We start from the raw sequence: 16,216 nt of genomic DNA, 5'->3' as shown, positions 1-16,216 counted from the left end.
AGAATGGTAGTAGGCGCATTCGCAATTGAATTAGATACAGTTGTTGTTGGTTCTGGACCTGGTGGCTATGTAGCTGCCATCCGTGCCGCACAATTGGGGCAAAAAGTAGCTATCGTTGAACGTGAGTTTATCGGTGGTGTTTGCTTAAACGTTGGATGTATTCCATCTAAAGCCTTGATCCAAGCTGGTCATGCTTACCATAACGCTAAAGGTGGCGACGCTGTCTTTGGTATAACTTCTGGTGACGTTAAATTAGACTTCGCGCAAACACAAGACTGGAAGAACAATACAGTAGTCAATACATTAACTTCTGGTGTTGAGATGTTACTTAAAAAGAACAAAGTTGAGATCATCCGTGGTGAAGCTTACTTCAACAACGAGAATGAATTTACTGTAATGGGTGACGATGATTCTCACCAATTATACTCATTCAACAACGCAATCGTTGCAACAGGTTCTACACCAATTCAAATCCCTGGATTCAAATTTGGTGGTCGTGTTGTAGATTCAACAGGGGCTTTAAACTTTGAAGAAGTTCCTGAAAGCTTAGTTGTTATCGGTGGTGGGGTTATTGGTTCTGAATTAGGTATGGCATACGCTAACCTAGGCTCTAAGGTAACAATCTTAGAAGGTTCTCCTCAATTATTACCAACATTTGAAAAAGATATGGTAAAAGTTGTAGAAAAAGAAATGAAGAACATCGGTATCGCAACAACTGTCAACGCGATGGCGAAAGAAGCTGTAGACAATGGTGACTCAGTAACAGTTAAATACGAAGTGAAAGGTGAAGCTAAAGAAATCACTGCTGACTATGTATTAGTATCTGTTGGTCGTCGTGCGAATACAGCAGATTTAGGGTTAGAAGCAATCGGGGTTGAATTAACAGAACGAGGTTTAGTAAAAGTTGATAATCAAGGCCGTACTTCTGTGAAAAACTTCTTCGCAATCGGTGATATCACACCTGGTGCTGCTTTAGCGCATAAAGCATCTTACGAAGGTAAGATTGCTGCAGAAGCAATCTCTGGTAAACCAGCAGCTATCGATTACAAAGTGATGCCATCTGTAGCTTACACTACACCTGAATTAGCTTCTTATGGATTAACTGAAAAAGAAGCAAAAAATCAAGGTTTAGATGTGAAAACTGTGAAATTCCCATTAGCGGGTAACGGTCGTGCATTATCATTAAATGCTGGCCAAGGTTTCATCCGCTTAGTAGCGACTAAAGAAGATGACGTATTAGTTGGTGCGCAAATGGTTGGTATCTCTGCTTCAGACGTTATGGCTGAAGTTGGCTTAGCAATCGAAGCAGGCATGAACGCAGAAGACATCGCTTTAACAATTCATGGCCACCCAACTTTATCAGAAGCTGTAATGGATGCAGCTGAAGGATTATTAGGTATGCCAATTCACATGTAGTCTATTTTAATAAGTCATAATTTGAATATTCAGACGAAAAAATCCCGTGTAAGTTTGACTTACGCGGGGTATTTTTTTGACTTTATACCAAATGAGTTTTATCAGTATTATATTTTGAAAAAGGCGGTAGTATTCTAAAGACAGCACTTTTTTCCATATATAGTCTTATAAAGTTTGCGCAAGCTGTATATCGGCAACTTTATCAATTGAAAATTAAAGAACAGTGAAAACTTGAAAAACTGATGGCTAAGTTATCTCTTTTACATATTTTCCGCTATAATAAATATGAAAACGAAAGCGGAGGAATACGATGTCTAACAATTACCAATATCCAATCGATTTGGATTGGACCAGTCAGGAAATGGCGACAGTAGTGAAGATGTGGAACGGCTTGGAGCAAGCGTATGAATCAAGCATCAACCGTGAGGAATTACTGAACCGGTATAAAGCATTTAAGGAAGTTGTCCCAAGTAAGATGGAAGAAAAACAGTTAGGCAACAGTTTTGAGAAAATTTCTGGTTATCAGCTTTATGGCACCATCAAAAAAGCAAGAAATTCGGAAGCAAAAACCATTTCAATGCCGTAAGGCGAACAAGTTGAATCATTAAAGGGTGAAGTAGGAGGCATGTAAATGTTAGAAGCGCGGGCAGCGTTGGTGAAAGAGTGGGTTGAAGAAGCAACAACCTATATCCACGACCAACTGAATAGTGAAATCGAAATAGAAAGTAAATCCAACCGAAAAGATCTGGTTACCAACGTAGATAAAGATGTTGAATTACTATTTAGAAACAAGATTGCAGCCAATTTTCCAGACGACCGTTATATCGGTGAGGAGAAAATGGGTGACACCCCGTCCAATCTGGCTGGCGGTGTATGGATTGTAGATCCCATCGATGGCACAGCCAATTTTGTCCTACAGCAAAATCACTTTGCCATCATGGCTGCTTACTACGAAGACGGAATTGGAAAGCTAGGGGTTGTGTACGACGTGATGAATGACGATTATTTTGAAGCCATCGCTGGTCATGGGATTAAACGAAATGGCCAAGTCTTTCAACCACCATTCAAGGACAAAATCCTAAAAGACTCCTTGATCGCGGTCAATGGGGGCATGGTCATGACTGACGCTTATAAAGTACAAGAACTAGTCAAAGAATCAATGGGTCTTCGCATTTATGGGTCAGCGGGCATTGAAATTATTGCCTTATTGAAGGGTGAAATCGCCGCTTACGTATCACCAAGGCTGCAACCCTGGGACATTGCTGCCGGCCAAGTCTTGGCAAACGAAGTGGGCATTAAAGTGTCGCAATTTACTGGCGAACCGGTTGATTTGTTGAACCGAAATCGGGTATTAGCAGCCTACCCGTCAGCATACCGACGAATGATTGAAAATTTGAAGGGTTCAAGATAAGCAAGCATTGTACTTTTCATATCAAGAGGGGCTTGAACTTTGTGATTTATTTGGTAGACATAATCGAAAAAACTAGTAATTTCAATTGATAAGTGATACGATATTATGGCGGTTTTATTACGAGAAACTTTGTTAAAGTTTATAACTAGGGGTTTTAGGGTAAAACGGTTTCATAAACTTGACAAATAATTGATACAAATTTTGTATTTGTTATATAAATGGAGGAATTTTTAAAAATGGCAAAACGTGAAGATATTCGTAATGTTGCAATCATTGCCCACGTTGACCACGGTAAAACTACTTTGGTTAACCAATTGTTGGAACAATCAGATACTTTAGATGAACGTACAAAAATTGATGAGCGTGCAATGGACTCTAACGATATCGAGAAAGAACGTGGTATCACCATTCTAGCTAAGAATACAGCTGTAAACTACAAGGGTCACCACATTAACATCATGGATACTCCAGGACATGCGGACTTCGGTGGTGAGGTTGAGCGTATCATGACAATGGTAGACGGTGTAGTTTTAGTTGTAGATGCTTATGAAGGTACAATGCCGCAAACGCGTTTTGTATTGAAAAAAGCGTTCGAAGCAAACTTAACACCAATCGTTGTTGTAAACAAAATTGATAAACCAGCAGCTCGTCCATCAGAAGTTGTAGACGAAGTTTTAGACTTGTTTATCGAATTAGGTGCAGACGATGAAATGTTAGACTTCCCAGTAGTATACGCTTCAGCTTTAAGTGGTACTTCAAGTCTTTCTGACGATCCAGCTGACCAATCAGAAACAATGGACCCAATCTTCGATACAATTCTTGAAGAAATCCCAGCACCAGTTGATAACTCTGAAGAAGGTTTACAATTCCAAGTATCGTTACTAGACTATAACGACTACGTTGGTCGTATCGGTATTGGTCGTGTATTCCGCGGTACTATCCGTGTTGGTGACCAAGTTACCTTAATGAAGCTTGACGGAACTGAGAAAAACTTCCGTGTAACAAAATTATTCGGTTTCTTAGGTTTAGAACGTGTTGAAATTAACGAAGCGAAAGCCGGAGAACTGATTGCCGTTTCTGGTATGGAAGATATTTTCGTTGGGGAGACAGTTGTAGATTCGAGCATCAAAGAGGCTTTAGAGCCATTACGTATTGATGAACCAACATTACAAATGACTTTCTTAACAAACGATTCACCATTTGCAGGCCAAGAGGGTAAACACGTAACTTCTCGTAAACTTGAAGAACGTTTACGTTACGAATTACATACTGACGTTTCATTACGTGTAGACAATACGGAATCTCCGGATGCATGGATTGTTTCAGGTCGTGGTGAGCTTCACTTATCTATCTTGATTGAAAACATGCGTCGTGAAGGTTACGAGTTACAAGTATCTCGTCCAGAAGTTATTATCCGTGACATCGACGGTGTGAAATCTGAACCATTCGAGTTGGTTCAAATCGATACACCTGAAGAATACCAAGGTTCAATTATCGACGCCTTAAACCAACGTCGTGGTACTATGGTAGACATGATCTCTACAGGTCTAGGTACAACTCGTTTAACTTACCATGTACCAGCACGTGGTATGATTGGTTTCACTACTTACTTCATGTCATTAACACATGGTTACGGTATCTTGAACCATACATTTGACCACTACGCACCATACATCAACGAACCAATCGGTGGTCGTCGTAACGGTGCCTTAGTATCAACTGATACTGGTAAAGCAACTACTTACGGAATCATGCAAGTTGAGGACCGTGGTACAATCTTTGTTAACCCAGGTACACAAGTATACGGTGGTATGATTGTTGGTGAAAGTACACGTGAAAAAGATATTGTTGTAAACATTATCCGTTCTAAAAACTTAACTAACGTTCGTTCTTCAAACAAAGACCAAACAGCTTCAATCAAAACACCGAAACTAATGACACTTGAAGAATCATTAGAATTCATGGATGAAGATGAGTACTGTGAAGTAACACCAGAAAGCATTCGTTTACGTAAAGCAATCTTAAACGAATCTGAACGTGCAAAAGCAGCTAAAAAGAAAAACTTAGGTTAATTTAATTAATGCGCTATAGCGTACCTAAATAATTTTTTAAGACGTAGACTTTCTGTCTGCGTCTTTTTTTACACAACTTTTGTTGATTGGTAACGAATGCTTTCAAGGTAATGATATATAAAGCGAAAGCTGAAGGCTTTCTGTAAAACAATACAAATATGCCTTAAGTTTCTTCTTTTATTTTTCTATAAAATGCAATAGGTTTACGCTAATGCACTAGGTGATTATGCTATAATGGATTACTGAGTAATAGGTAAAAATACCTATGCTAACTTCTAGAATCATCGGATGTTTAACATCACTTAAAATCCATAAAGGAGGGCTATTGTGTCTATAGAATCTAATGAAAATAAAGCCCAAGCAAATGCCAAAAAACAAAAAGAAATAAATGCCTTAGATAAAGCAAAAGCAAAAAAACAAAGTAAAAAAGACCGCAAGCAAGCTAAAAAGGATCAAAAGCAAGCTAAAAAAGAAAGAAAACATGAAGGGCCAACATGGTTTAAACGGGTCCTTGCCCATTTTGAAGATTTTAATGGGAAGATTTTTAGCTTATATGGTTTATTACTAACTATCGGCTTACTAATGGTCACAACAGCTTCATCATATTTAGCAACCTCGGCTAGTCAACCAACTTATTATTACTTAGTACGGCAATTAATGTTTGCGGTTATTGGATTATTCGCCATTATTTTAATCTATATCACCAAGCCAGAAATGTGGCGTCACAGGATCTTTCAAACCTCAACCTATCTTGGGATCACAGCCCTTTTAATCTTTACCACTATCTTTGGGGAAACCATCAACGGTGCCCAAGGTTGGATTGGGGTAGGGGCTTTCTCTATTCAGCCAGTTGAGTTCGCAAAACCAGCATTAATCATACTCGTGGCCAACTTTCTAGCCAAAGATGAAGTTCAAGGCGCGATTGCGCAAACTGAAAATCCGGTGCAACTCTTAACCAAGTATTGGAAACAAGCTGCTACGATTGCCCTTTGGTTAGGCTTGGTACTCCTTTTCCCAGATGTGGGTGGGGTATTAATTCTAGGATCCATACTTGTTATCCTCCTATTAAATTCAGGGATGGCGGTGAAATGGCTGACGAGAACCATCCTGGGTGTAATCGTTGCTTATGTATTAATCGTCATTGTCTTAAATGTGGTGGACTTGTCCCACGTCGACAACTACCAAATTGAGCGGTTCACTTCATTTATTAATCCGTTCGCAGATGCCCAAGATACGGGGATGCAACTGGTGTACGGCTATTATGCCTTATCAAACGGGGGTATTCTTGGCCGTGGGGCGGGGAACTCGATTCAAAAACTGGGTTACCTACCGGAAGCCCATAATGACTTCATTATGGCCATTATCGGAGAAGAATTCGGCTTGTGGGGAATATTATTAGTCCTAACCTTGTACTTTGGACTGGTTATTTACATCTTCCACAAAGCCATTAAGATGCGCCGGACCTTTGACCAAGCAGTTTTAGTTGGTGTCGCTTCTTACTTCCTGATCCAAGCCTTTGTAAACCTGGGTGGGATATTAGGACTGATTCCGTTAACTGGTGTTACCTTTCCGTTCATGTCCTACGGAGGTTCCAGTCTACTTGTAACCAGCATCATGATTGGGATTGCCTTGTCCGTTATTGCCTCAGACCAATCCTGGCGTCGTGACCTTCGGGCCAAAAGGGCGAAATCAAATCAAGCTGACTTGCCTGAACAAACTGAATAATTGATATCTAAGAACAGACCGTGTAAAACGGTCTGTTCTTTTTAATATGCACAGACCTGTTGAAGCAGTCTGTTCTTTCTCTATGTGTAAAAACGAAGTCAAGATGACCAATATATTTATCCCTTTTTTGTATACATGTTTGGTAATGGCGATCAAGATTGATATAATATTCGAATAGAAATGTAATCGGTTAGTTGTTGGTGTGCTAGCCTTTTGCAAAGGGAGGAGAGATGAAATGAAACGTTTAATTTCAGCTAGTGCCAGCGAGATCAATCAGATGGATGCTGGCCAATTAAAGAAAGCTATTTTTGCCAGTGAAGGACGGACCATTATTGCAGAAACCGTAGTGACATCGCCGCCTTTGATTCAAGGGCTGTCAAACCCTGAAGTGATGGCGACGTTTGGTGCAGATATCATTGTCTTGAATGAGTTAGATGTCTTCAACCCAGAAATTCCAGGTCTGGAAGCATTTGCGGGGTCAAAAGAAATCATCCGTGAATTAAAGCGATTAATCGGAAGACCGATTGCAATCAATTTGGAACCTGTTGATGAAGAGCAGGAATTGCTTGAAAGTCGGGTGTCTTTAAATCCAGGTCGCTTGGTGTCTAAAGCGAGTTTACAAGCGGCGAATGATTTGGGCGTAGACATGATTTTACTGACAGGGAATCCAGCTACGGGTGTGACTATGTCAGCAATCAAGGACGCAGTCAAAGAAACGAAAAAATATTTTTCAGGGCTAGTCTTTGCGGGTAAAATGCATGGGGCGGGGCTTACGGAGAGTATCGTCAATGAAGAGGCTTTGCTTGGGTTTATGGATGAGGGCGCTGACGGGGTCTTGATTCCGGCTGTGAATACGGCGCCTGGGGTGAATGAGCTTGAAAACCAGGCGGTCACGAAAAGTGTGCATGCACGTGGTGGATTGGTGATGGCGACGATTGGGACGAGTCAAGAGTCTGCCCAAGCTTCAGTGATTGAAACGATAGGTTTATCCAATAAACGTGTTGGCGTAGACTGCCACCACATTGGTGATGGTGCCTATGGTAGGATGCCTGATCCAGAAAATATCACCGCTTTGAGTTTGGCGGTGCGGGGTAAACGGCATACTTATTTCCGCATGGCTCAGTCTGTAAACCGTTGATAGATCATCAATGTATATTAAAAATTGTCTTTGTCAAAAGGGAGGATAAGATAATATGAAAAATTATTTACAAAATTTAGGAAAATCGATCATGTTACCGGTATCGATTTTACCTGTTGCGTCTTTATTAATGGGGATTGGTTATTGGATTGATCCAGCTGGACTTTCTGGTGACGGGTCTAACCAAGCGGCTGTCTTCCTGATTCAAGCAGGGACTGCCATTATCAACAATTTACCGATTCTATTTTCAGTGGGTATTGCTACAGGATTATCTAAGGATTCCAATGGGGCGGCTGGTTTATCAGGTTTAGTCGGTTACCTCATTGTGACAAACCTATTATCAACGGCTGGTTTAAGTGTCTTACTCAATATGTCTGTTGAAGAAGTACCGATGGCTTTCGGCGCAACACAAAATGTCTTTATGGCCATTATTTCTGGTTCAGTAGCGGCAGCCTTATATAACCGCTATTCAGGTACTAAATTGCCAACAGCGCTCGCATTCTTCTCAGGTAGACGGTTGATTCCAATCTTAACAGCAGGTGCTATGTTAATCATATCTTTATTGCTGTATTTCGTTTGGCCAGTAGCTTATGACGCTTTAGTAGGATTCGGTACGTTCATCTCAGGCCTTGGCGCGCTAGGTGCTGGTATTTACGGTTTCTTCAACAAGTTACTAATTCCAACTGGTTTACACCACGCCTTAAACTCAGTATTCTGGTTTGATTTAATTGGGATTAATGACATCGGAAACTTCTGGGCCTCTGAAGGGGTAAAAGGGGTTACTGGAATGTACCAAGCCGGCTTCTTCCCAATCATGATGTTCGGTTTACCTGGGGCAGCTTTGGCCATGTATAAGAACGCAGAATCAAAAGCGAAGAAAATTGCAGCTGGTACCATGATTGCTGGTGCTTTCGCTTCATTCTTTACAGGAATTACTGAACCTCTAGAATTCTCATTCATGTTTGCAGCGCCAGGATTATACTTGGTTCACGCCTTCCTAACAGGGGTTTCAATGTTTGTCGCAGCAACCTTCCACTGGACTGCTGGATTCGGGTTCTCAGCAGGGTTAGTTGACTTTGCCTTAAGCTTGAATGTGCCGATTGCTAACCAACCATTAATGCTGTTAGTTCTAGGTTTAGTCATGTTTGTGGTTTACTACTTTATCTTCGATTTTGCTATCCGTAAATTCGATTTTGCCACTCCAGGACGCGGAGAAAATGCCGTAACTGAAGCAGCGATTACAGAATCTGATTCAGAAACTACTGCTGGCAAAAAAGGTAGTGGATCTCAAGCTAGCGATGATAAATATTCACGCATGGCGATTGTCATCTATGATGCTGTTGGTGGACAAGACAACATCCGTAGCTATTACAACTGTGCAACCCGATTACGTTTTGAATTAGACGATGTTGACCAAGTCGATCAAGCAAGAATCAAAGGTCTTGGTGTACCCGGGGTGAACGTCTTAGATAAAAACCACTTACATGTTATTGTCGGAACAGACGTCCAATTCGTTGCCGATGAAATGAAAAAAATAGAAAATCAATAATATTTAAGAGAAGTTGGGGGTAAACCTCAGCTTCTTTTTTGATAAAAGGCATAATTACTAAATCATTATAGAAGAAAAAGCTTTCTTTTTAGCTCTAGACTAATTGATCATGAAGTACAAAACACCATAGTAGCCTATTGGTGAAAAGTAAAACGTTAACATCTGTTAATTATGATAATAAAATGAGATTTCTTTCATTTTTCAGTACCAAAATGATTCAAAATATGACAAACTATGTTACAATTGGCAAGTGGAAACAAGCGTCAAGATATGAGAGACGTAAGAGAGGGAGTTACTATATATGATAAATAAAGTGTTAGTTGCGAACCGTGGGGAAATCGCAATCCGTATTTTCCGAGCGTGTTTTGAACTAGGCATTAATACTGTCGCAGTTTATTCGCAAGAGGATGAAGGATCAGTTCACCGTTTCAAGGCGGATGAGTCTTATTTATTGTCTAAGGATAAAAAAGCTGTTGAGGCTTATTTAGATATCGAGTCAATTATTCAAATTGCGAAAGATGTGAATGCTGACGCCATTCACCCTGGTTACGGCTTCCTGTCTGAAAACACTGAATTTGCGCGTCGTTGTGAGGAAGAGGGCATCAAGTTTATCGGTCCTTCACACGAAATTTTAGATATGTTCGGGGATAAAGTAAAAGCCCGTGAAGCTGCTAAAAAAGCAAATATTCCATTGATTCCAGGTTCTGATGGACCAGTTGAAAGTCTTGAAGAAGTGGTTGAATTTGGTAAAACTGCTGGTTACCCAATTATCATCAAAGCTGCCCTAGGTGGTGGTGGACGTGGTATGCGTGTAGTGCGTTCAGAAGATGAAGTAGCAGAACAATACCGTCTAGCGGTTTCTGAAGCGACTAAAGCTTTTGGTTCAGGTGAAGCCTACGTTGAGAAATACGTTGAAGGACCTAAACATATCGAAGTTCAAATCATGGCAGATGAGCAAGGAAACACTATGCATTTATGGGAACGTGACTGTTCAGTTCAACGTCGTCACCAAAAAGTGGTTGAGGTTGCGCCAACTGTAAACATGTCAATGGAATTACGTAACCGAATCTGTAATTCTGCCCGTGACTTCTTAGATTCAGTGGACTACGCTAATGCCGGAACTGTTGAGTTCTTGTTAGATGGCGATGACTTCTACTTTATCGAAGTAAACCCTCGTGTCCAAGTAGAACATACAATTACAGAGCAAATCACTGGTGTGGACATTGTACAAACACAAATCCGTGTTGCTGCAGGTGAAAGCTTAAGTGAAATTGGTTTACCAGCACAAGAAGACTTACCATTAAATGGTTTTGCAATCCAATGTCGGGTAACGACAGAGGATCCAACTAACAACTTCTTCCCGGATACAGGTAAAATCAACACTTACCGTTCTCCAGGCGGTTTTGGTGTCCGTTTAGATGCGGGTAATGGTTTCCAAAATACGGTTGTTAGTCCATACTTTGACTCAATGATCGCTAAGTTAATTACTTACGGTACAAATTTCGAAGATACGGTAGCCAAAACAGACCGTGCCTTAAGAGAGTACCGTGTGCGTGGGGTTAAGAATAATATTCCGTTCTTGCGTAACGTTGTAAACCATCCTGTCTTCCAAGCAGGTACTGCAAACACTATATTCATTGACAATACACCAGAATTATTTGATTTCCCTAAAGAACGTAACCGTGACCGTGGGAACAAAGTCTTACAATATATCGGGGACATTTCTGTAAATGGCTTCCCGGGGATTGAAAAAGAAAAAGGGCAATTCGAGACCATCCCAACCCCTAAAATTGAGCTAGTAGACCGTACTGGCCTATCGGCTAAACAAATTTTAGACCGTGAGGGTGCTAAGGGTGTTCAAGACTTTATTAAAAATTCAAATGACCTATTATTAACGGATACGACAATGCGTGACGCACACCAATCGTTGATTGCGACTCGTATGCGTACCCGTGACATGGTGAAACCAGCTAAAGTGATGGAAGATGCTTTGCCAAACCTATTCTCTATGGAAGTTTGGGGTGGGGCGACATTTGATGCGGCCTTCCGTTTCCTAACTGAAGACCCTTGGAACCGTTTAAAACAACTGCGTGAAGCAATGCCGAATACCTTGCTACAAATGTTATTCCGTGGTTCAAATGCGGTTGGATATACTTCGTACCCAGATAACACGTTGAAAGCCTTTATCGACCAAGCTGCAGCTTCAGGAATTGACGTCTTCCGTGTGTTTGACTCATTAAACTGGACGAAACAAATTGAAAAACCAATTCAATATGTGAAAGATGCTGGTAAAATCGCTGAAGCGACAATGTGTTATACAGGTGATATCTTAAATCCAGAGCGAACTAAATATTCACTAGACTACTATGTGAAATTAGCCAAAGAATTACAAGCAATGGGTGCAGATATTATCGCGGTGAAAGATATGGCAGGTTTATTAAAACCTCAAGCTGCTTATGCATTAATTTCAGAATTGAAAGACAATGTAGATGTGCCAATTCACTTGCATACGCATGATACAGCAGGTAACGGTATCTTAACTTACACTGAAGCATCCCGTGCTGGTGTAGATATTGTGGATGTGGCATCTTCTGCCTTTGCTTCAACAACTTCACAACCATCTATGCAGTCACTGTATTATGCGATGGAGTATAACGACCGTAAACCAAATATCCATGTACAAAACGCTGAGAAAATTAACCAATATTGGTTAGGTGTGCGTTCGTACTATGATGAATTTACGTCAGGATTAGAAGGTCCAGAAACTGAAATCTACAATACAGAGATGCCTGGTGGTCAATATACAAACTTACAACAACAAGCGAAATCTGTTGGTTTGGGTAGTCGTTGGGATGAAGTAAAACAAATGTACCATGATGTGAACTTCTTGTTTGGTGATATCGTAAAAGTAACACCTTCATCTAAAGTTGTTGGTGATATGGCTTTATTCATGGTTCAAAACGACTTATCTATTGAGAAATTCTATAAAGAAGGGAAAAAATATGACTTCCCTCAATCTGTTATCGACTTGTTCAAAGGTAAGATTGGTCAACCAGAAGGTGGTTTCCCGCAAGATGTGTCTGACATTATCTTGAAAGGTGAAAAAGCTTCAACTGACCGTCCAGGTGAACACTTAGCGCCAATTGATTTTGAAGCAACTCGCCAAGAATTGATTGAACGTTTAGGGGACGAAGATGTTGACGATAAAGACGTTTTATCTTACATTATGTATCCTGATGTCTTTGTAGACTATCGTCATAAACTTGAACGTTATTCTGACGTTTCAATTATCCCAACACCAAGCTTCTTCTATGGTATGAAGACAGGTGAAACAGTCAATGTGGAAATTCAAAAGGGTAAAGTCTTATATATCCGCTTGATTCAAATTGGTGAACTTGATGAAACTGGTCAACGAATTGTCTTCTTTGAATTAAACGGTCAATCGCGTGAAATTATTGTACGTGACGCCAATGCACAAACAACGGCAGCTGTTCGTCGTAAGGCTGATCATGGCAATACAAATCATATTGCTGCAACCATGCCCGGTACAATCCTTGATGTTCAGGTGCAACAAGGTGATGAAATTGAAGAAGGTCAATTACTGTTGATTTCTGAAGCCATGAAGATGGAGACTACTTTGAAAGCACCGCGTAAGGCTGTAGTGAAAGAATTACTTGTTGCCAACGGCGACCAAGTAAATTCTGGTGACCTACTATTAGTATTGGAATAAAATAAAAGGTGAGCATAACGGGCCAGCAAGTTGAGGCCCGTTATTTTGCCATATAAAGGTTTAGAGGTTACGGGCTTTGGAATTCCTGTTATAATGAGATTAAAGCCAGTGATTAAAGGAAGTCGATAATATGAGTATTTATGATCAAGCACAGTCTCGGCAAGCATTGATTGTGTGGATGTATTCAAATAAAAAAGTCAAACAGTTACAAAAGTACGGTTTCGTTTATTATGTGTCGCGCAAGATGAAGTATGCGGTTTTGTACACGGATGTGTCAGAAGCGGACCATATTCAAAAGAATCTTGAGAAGTTGCATTTCGTGCGTCGGGTGGATGTGTCACCTAGACAGGCGATGGCGACAGATTATGCTACGGCCTTTGATGCCTATGCGACAGACTTGATGGCTAAGAAGGATTCGGATGATAAAGATCGTTTGAATGAACGGTATGCTTAATATATAATAAAATATATAGTGTATGAAAGTTTGAAGGGACCTTGGGATTGAATGTGCCCAAGGTCCTTTTTCAATCGTTGAAGGAGAGTCAGTATGGAGTTTGCCCCATTTTTCTATTTGGAACTGAAAGAACATATTTTAGATGTGCCTTATACCTTGGCTAAGCGGCGAATCCGTGTCCTCTTACCTAAGGACTATGAAGCACATCCGGACAAGCATTACCCCGTTGTTTATATGCATGACGGGCAGAATGTGTTTCATTCTAAGGAAGCTTTTTCGAAACATTCTTGGAAAACGATTCACGCGGTCAAGCGGAATCCGGATTTACCAAGCATGATTATTGTCGGTATCGATAACGGTGAAGAAACGCGTACCTTGGAATACCTGCCGTGGACGCTCAAGGATGCCTATGATCCAAGACTGTCTGGTCAAGGGGGACGAGGTGCTGAGTTTTCTGAGTTTGTGGTGACTATCGTCAAAGACTTTGTCGACAAACACTACCGGACTATACCAGACGCTGCCCACACGGCGATGATAGGGTCTTCTTTTGGGGCGACTATTTCAACGTATCTTGGCGCTGCTTATAAGGACAAAATTGGTCGGTTAGGGATTTTTTCATTAACCAATTGGGCAGTTGCACAAGATTTTGACCGTTTTATTGACCGGGTGGATTTGCCAAATGACCAACGGATTTATATCGAATGTGGGACTGAAGAAGGGGACGAGGTAGATGAGATGATCATCGGTCCTAATACCGAACAGGCTTACATTACGGATGCCATTAAATATAGCCAACAGGTGATGCAGGCGGGTGTGGCGCCGGAAAATGTGTCCTTAAATATTTTCTATGGCGATGAACATTCTGAAAAGTATTGGTCCAAACACCTACCTGATTGTTTACGATTTATCAGTCAAGGTTGGCCATTATAGAAGGTTTTATATGGAGGCGATATCAATGGATTTACATTTTGAAGATTTACAAAAATTGCTCAATAAAATTGATTCGGATGAACACCGCCGTCAGTTTACCCAAGTGATGACTTGGATTGCTAAAAACTACCCTGATTTCAATATGGCCATTAAATGGCAGCAAGCCCACTTTGAATACAATGGGACTTTTATTATCGGGTTGAATATAGCAAAACAGCACATGTCTTTTTTCATAGAAAAAGCCGGGGTTCGTCAATTTGAAGAAGCTTTAAAAAAAGCAGGCTATACTTACACGGAATCCCTTTATAAGGTGAAGTGGACGGATGAAATGGATTATGACTTGTTGAAAGCGGTCATTGATTTCCAAATTGCTGACAAAAGAGCTAATTCTGTAGCTTCACGAAAGACAATGTGATATTCGTCACAATTGAAATCCCAAGAATTTCACACTGGGTACACCAAGGATATCATGTGAGCGTTTATATATATATTTATAATAAAAGTATAAAGAAAAACAAATAAATTATAGGAGGCAATAAGATGAACAACCCAATTCATGTTACTTCAGAAATTGGTCAATTGAAGAAAGTTATGCTACATCGCCCTGGTAAGGAATTAGAAAATTTAATGCCAGACTATCTTGATCGATTACTTTTCGATGATATTCCTTATTTGGAAGAGGCACAACGTGAGCACGATGCGTTTGCGAAAATCCTTTCAGGTAACGGGGTTGAGGTATTGTACCTAGAGAAATTAGCGGCTGAAGCCATTGATCATGCGAATGTAAGAGAAACATTTGTTGATGAGTGGTTAGATGAGGCGGATGTTACCAGTCAAGCAGCTAGAGAGGCTATTCGCAACTACTTGTTAGCGATTGAAGATACATTTGAGATGGTCTTAAAAACAATGGAAGGCTTCAAAAAGTCTGAGTTAGATATTTGTGAGGGTAAAAACTTAGCGGATGATATCGAAACGGACTACCCACTTTTAGTAGACCCAATGCCAAATCTATATTTCACACGCGATCCTTTTGCAACTATGGGTAATGGTGTTTCCTTAAACCGTATGTATTCAGAAACCCGTAATCGCGAAACTATTTACGGTAAATATATTTTCGAACACCATCCAGTTTATGGTGGCGGCGCGGTTCCTTTATATTACGACCGCAACGAGACAACTCGTATTGAAGGTGGGGATGAATTAGTTTTATCTAAAGACACCCTAGCAATTGGTATTTCACAACGAACTGATGCACGTTCAGTAGAGAAATTAGCGAAAAATATTTTCGAACAAACTGATTTCACCCGCGTTTTAGGCTTTGTTATTGCATCAAACCGTAAGTTCATGCATCTAGATACAGTCTTTACCATGATTGACTACGACAAATTCACTATTCATCCAGAAATTGAATCAGGCTTGAAGGTCTATGAAATTACGAAAGGGGAAAATGGCCAAGTCAATATCGACTTAACGGAAGATACTTTGGAGCATGTGCTAGCCAATGCATTAGATGTTGAACAAGTGACCTTGATTCGTACCGGTGGTGACGACATCGTTGCCGCAGCCCGTGAACAATGGAACGACGGTTCAAATACCCTAGCAATTGCACCTGGTGTTGTTGTAGTTTATGACCGCAATACAGTAACCAACAAAAAGTTAGAAGATGCAGGAATTGAATTGCATAAATTACGCGGAAGTGAATTGGTTCGCGGTCGTGGGGGCCCCCGCTGTATGTCAATGCCATTCTACCGTGAAGATTTACCTGAAAAATAAGCCGGCAATCAACTAATA

12 protein-coding genes are annotated in these 16,216 nt (G+C 40.6%); all 12 read left to right on the top strand.

What is annotated here, in order from left to right; translation table 11 throughout:
- Nucleotides 1-3 precede the first annotated feature (3 nt).
- Nucleotides 4-1,416 carry a dihydrolipoyl dehydrogenase gene (lpdA, locus tag B2V22_RS07750; RefSeq protein ID WP_290491675.1) on the top strand — a complete coding sequence of 471 codons (1,413 nt, stop codon included), beginning with the start codon at nucleotides 4-6 and terminating at the stop codon, nucleotides 1,414-1,416.
- Nucleotides 1,417-1,726: 310 nt separating this feature from the next.
- Nucleotides 1,727-2,002 (top strand): UPF0223 family protein, encoded by a 276-nt coding sequence (locus B2V22_RS07745; protein WP_003141868.1) that lies wholly within the window; start codon nucleotides 1,727-1,729, stop codon nucleotides 2,000-2,002.
- 45 nt (nucleotides 2,003-2,047) lie between these two features.
- Nucleotides 2,048-2,827 carry an inositol monophosphatase family protein gene (locus B2V22_RS07740; RefSeq protein WP_290491673.1) on the top strand — a complete coding sequence of 260 codons (780 nt, stop codon included), beginning with the start codon at nucleotides 2,048-2,050 and terminating at the stop codon, nucleotides 2,825-2,827.
- Between the two features lie 236 nt (nucleotides 2,828-3,063).
- Nucleotides 3,064-4,899 carry a translational GTPase TypA gene (gene typA, locus B2V22_RS07735; protein ID WP_290491671.1) on the top strand — a complete coding sequence of 612 codons (1,836 nt, stop codon included), beginning with the start codon at nucleotides 3,064-3,066 and terminating at the stop codon, nucleotides 4,897-4,899.
- A gap of 327 nt (nucleotides 4,900-5,226) precedes the next feature.
- Nucleotides 5,227-6,624: an FtsW/RodA/SpoVE family cell cycle protein gene (locus tag B2V22_RS07730; protein WP_290491670.1), complete on the top strand. Its 1,398-nt coding sequence runs from the start codon at nucleotides 5,227-5,229 to the stop codon at nucleotides 6,622-6,624.
- Nucleotides 6,625-6,859: 235 nt separating this feature from the next.
- Complete coding sequence (locus B2V22_RS07725; protein ID WP_290491668.1) at nucleotides 6,860-7,762, top strand: haloacid dehalogenase-like hydrolase; 903 nt, start codon at nucleotides 6,860-6,862, stop codon at nucleotides 7,760-7,762.
- Nucleotides 7,763-7,817: 55 nt separating this feature from the next.
- Entirely contained in the window at nucleotides 7,818-9,311 is a 1,494-nt protein-coding gene (gene nagE / locus B2V22_RS07720; RefSeq protein WP_290491666.1) for an N-acetylglucosamine-specific PTS transporter subunit IIBC, read from the top strand.
- A gap of 301 nt (nucleotides 9,312-9,612) precedes the next feature.
- Nucleotides 9,613-13,041, top strand: coding sequence for a pyruvate carboxylase (locus B2V22_RS07715; RefSeq protein WP_290491664.1), 3,429 nt, complete (start codon nucleotides 9,613-9,615; stop codon nucleotides 13,039-13,041).
- A gap of 130 nt (nucleotides 13,042-13,171) precedes the next feature.
- Entirely contained in the window at nucleotides 13,172-13,495 is a 324-nt protein-coding gene (locus B2V22_RS07710) for a YlbG family protein (protein WP_290491662.1), read from the top strand.
- A 93-nt stretch (nucleotides 13,496-13,588) separates the two neighbouring features.
- Nucleotides 13,589-14,425 carry an alpha/beta hydrolase gene (locus B2V22_RS07705; protein WP_290491660.1) on the top strand — a complete coding sequence of 279 codons (837 nt, stop codon included), beginning with the start codon at nucleotides 13,589-13,591 and terminating at the stop codon, nucleotides 14,423-14,425.
- A 25-nt stretch (nucleotides 14,426-14,450) separates the two neighbouring features.
- The gene (locus tag B2V22_RS07700; protein WP_290491658.1) at nucleotides 14,451-14,840 is read left to right on the top strand and encodes an iron chaperone; all 390 of its coding nucleotides are present in this window, start codon (nucleotides 14,451-14,453) and stop codon (nucleotides 14,838-14,840) included.
- 125 nt (nucleotides 14,841-14,965) lie between these two features.
- Nucleotides 14,966-16,198: an arginine deiminase gene (arcA, locus tag B2V22_RS07695; protein WP_290491656.1), complete on the top strand. Its 1,233-nt coding sequence runs from the start codon at nucleotides 14,966-14,968 to the stop codon at nucleotides 16,196-16,198.
- The last annotated feature ends 18 nt before the right edge of the window (nucleotides 16,199-16,216 follow it).

The sequence above is a fragment of the Aerococcus sp. UBA6277 genome, from assembly GCF_002440555.1.
Taxonomy (GTDB): Bacteria; Bacillota; Bacilli; order Lactobacillales; family Aerococcaceae; genus Aerococcus.
This window is presented reverse-complemented; position numbering and strand designations above follow the sequence as displayed.

Excerpts from the sequence above, each read along its gene's own strand:
- lpdA (WP_290491675.1), top strand. The coding sequence starts at position 4 with ATGGTAGTAGGCGCATTCGCAATTGAATTAGATACAGTTGTTGTTGGT.
- B2V22_RS07745 (WP_003141868.1), top strand. The coding sequence starts at position 1,727 with ATGTCTAACAATTACCAATATCCAATCGATTTGGATTGGACCAGTCAG.
- B2V22_RS07740 (WP_290491673.1), top strand. The coding sequence starts at position 2,048 with ATGTTAGAAGCGCGGGCAGCGTTGGTGAAAGAGTGGGTTGAAGAAGCA.
- typA (WP_290491671.1), top strand. The coding sequence starts at position 3,064 with ATGGCAAAACGTGAAGATATTCGTAATGTTGCAATCATTGCCCACGTT.
- B2V22_RS07725 (WP_290491668.1), top strand. The coding sequence starts at position 6,860 with ATGAAACGTTTAATTTCAGCTAGTGCCAGCGAGATCAATCAGATGGAT.
- nagE (WP_290491666.1), top strand. The coding sequence starts at position 7,818 with ATGAAAAATTATTTACAAAATTTAGGAAAATCGATCATGTTACCGGTA.
- B2V22_RS07715 (WP_290491664.1), top strand. The coding sequence starts at position 9,613 with ATGATAAATAAAGTGTTAGTTGCGAACCGTGGGGAAATCGCAATCCGT.
- B2V22_RS07710 (WP_290491662.1), top strand. The coding sequence starts at position 13,172 with ATGAGTATTTATGATCAAGCACAGTCTCGGCAAGCATTGATTGTGTGG.
- B2V22_RS07705 (WP_290491660.1), top strand. The coding sequence starts at position 13,589 with ATGGAGTTTGCCCCATTTTTCTATTTGGAACTGAAAGAACATATTTTA.
- B2V22_RS07700 (WP_290491658.1), top strand. The coding sequence starts at position 14,451 with ATGGATTTACATTTTGAAGATTTACAAAAATTGCTCAATAAAATTGAT.
- arcA (WP_290491656.1), top strand. The coding sequence starts at position 14,966 with ATGAACAACCCAATTCATGTTACTTCAGAAATTGGTCAATTGAAGAAA.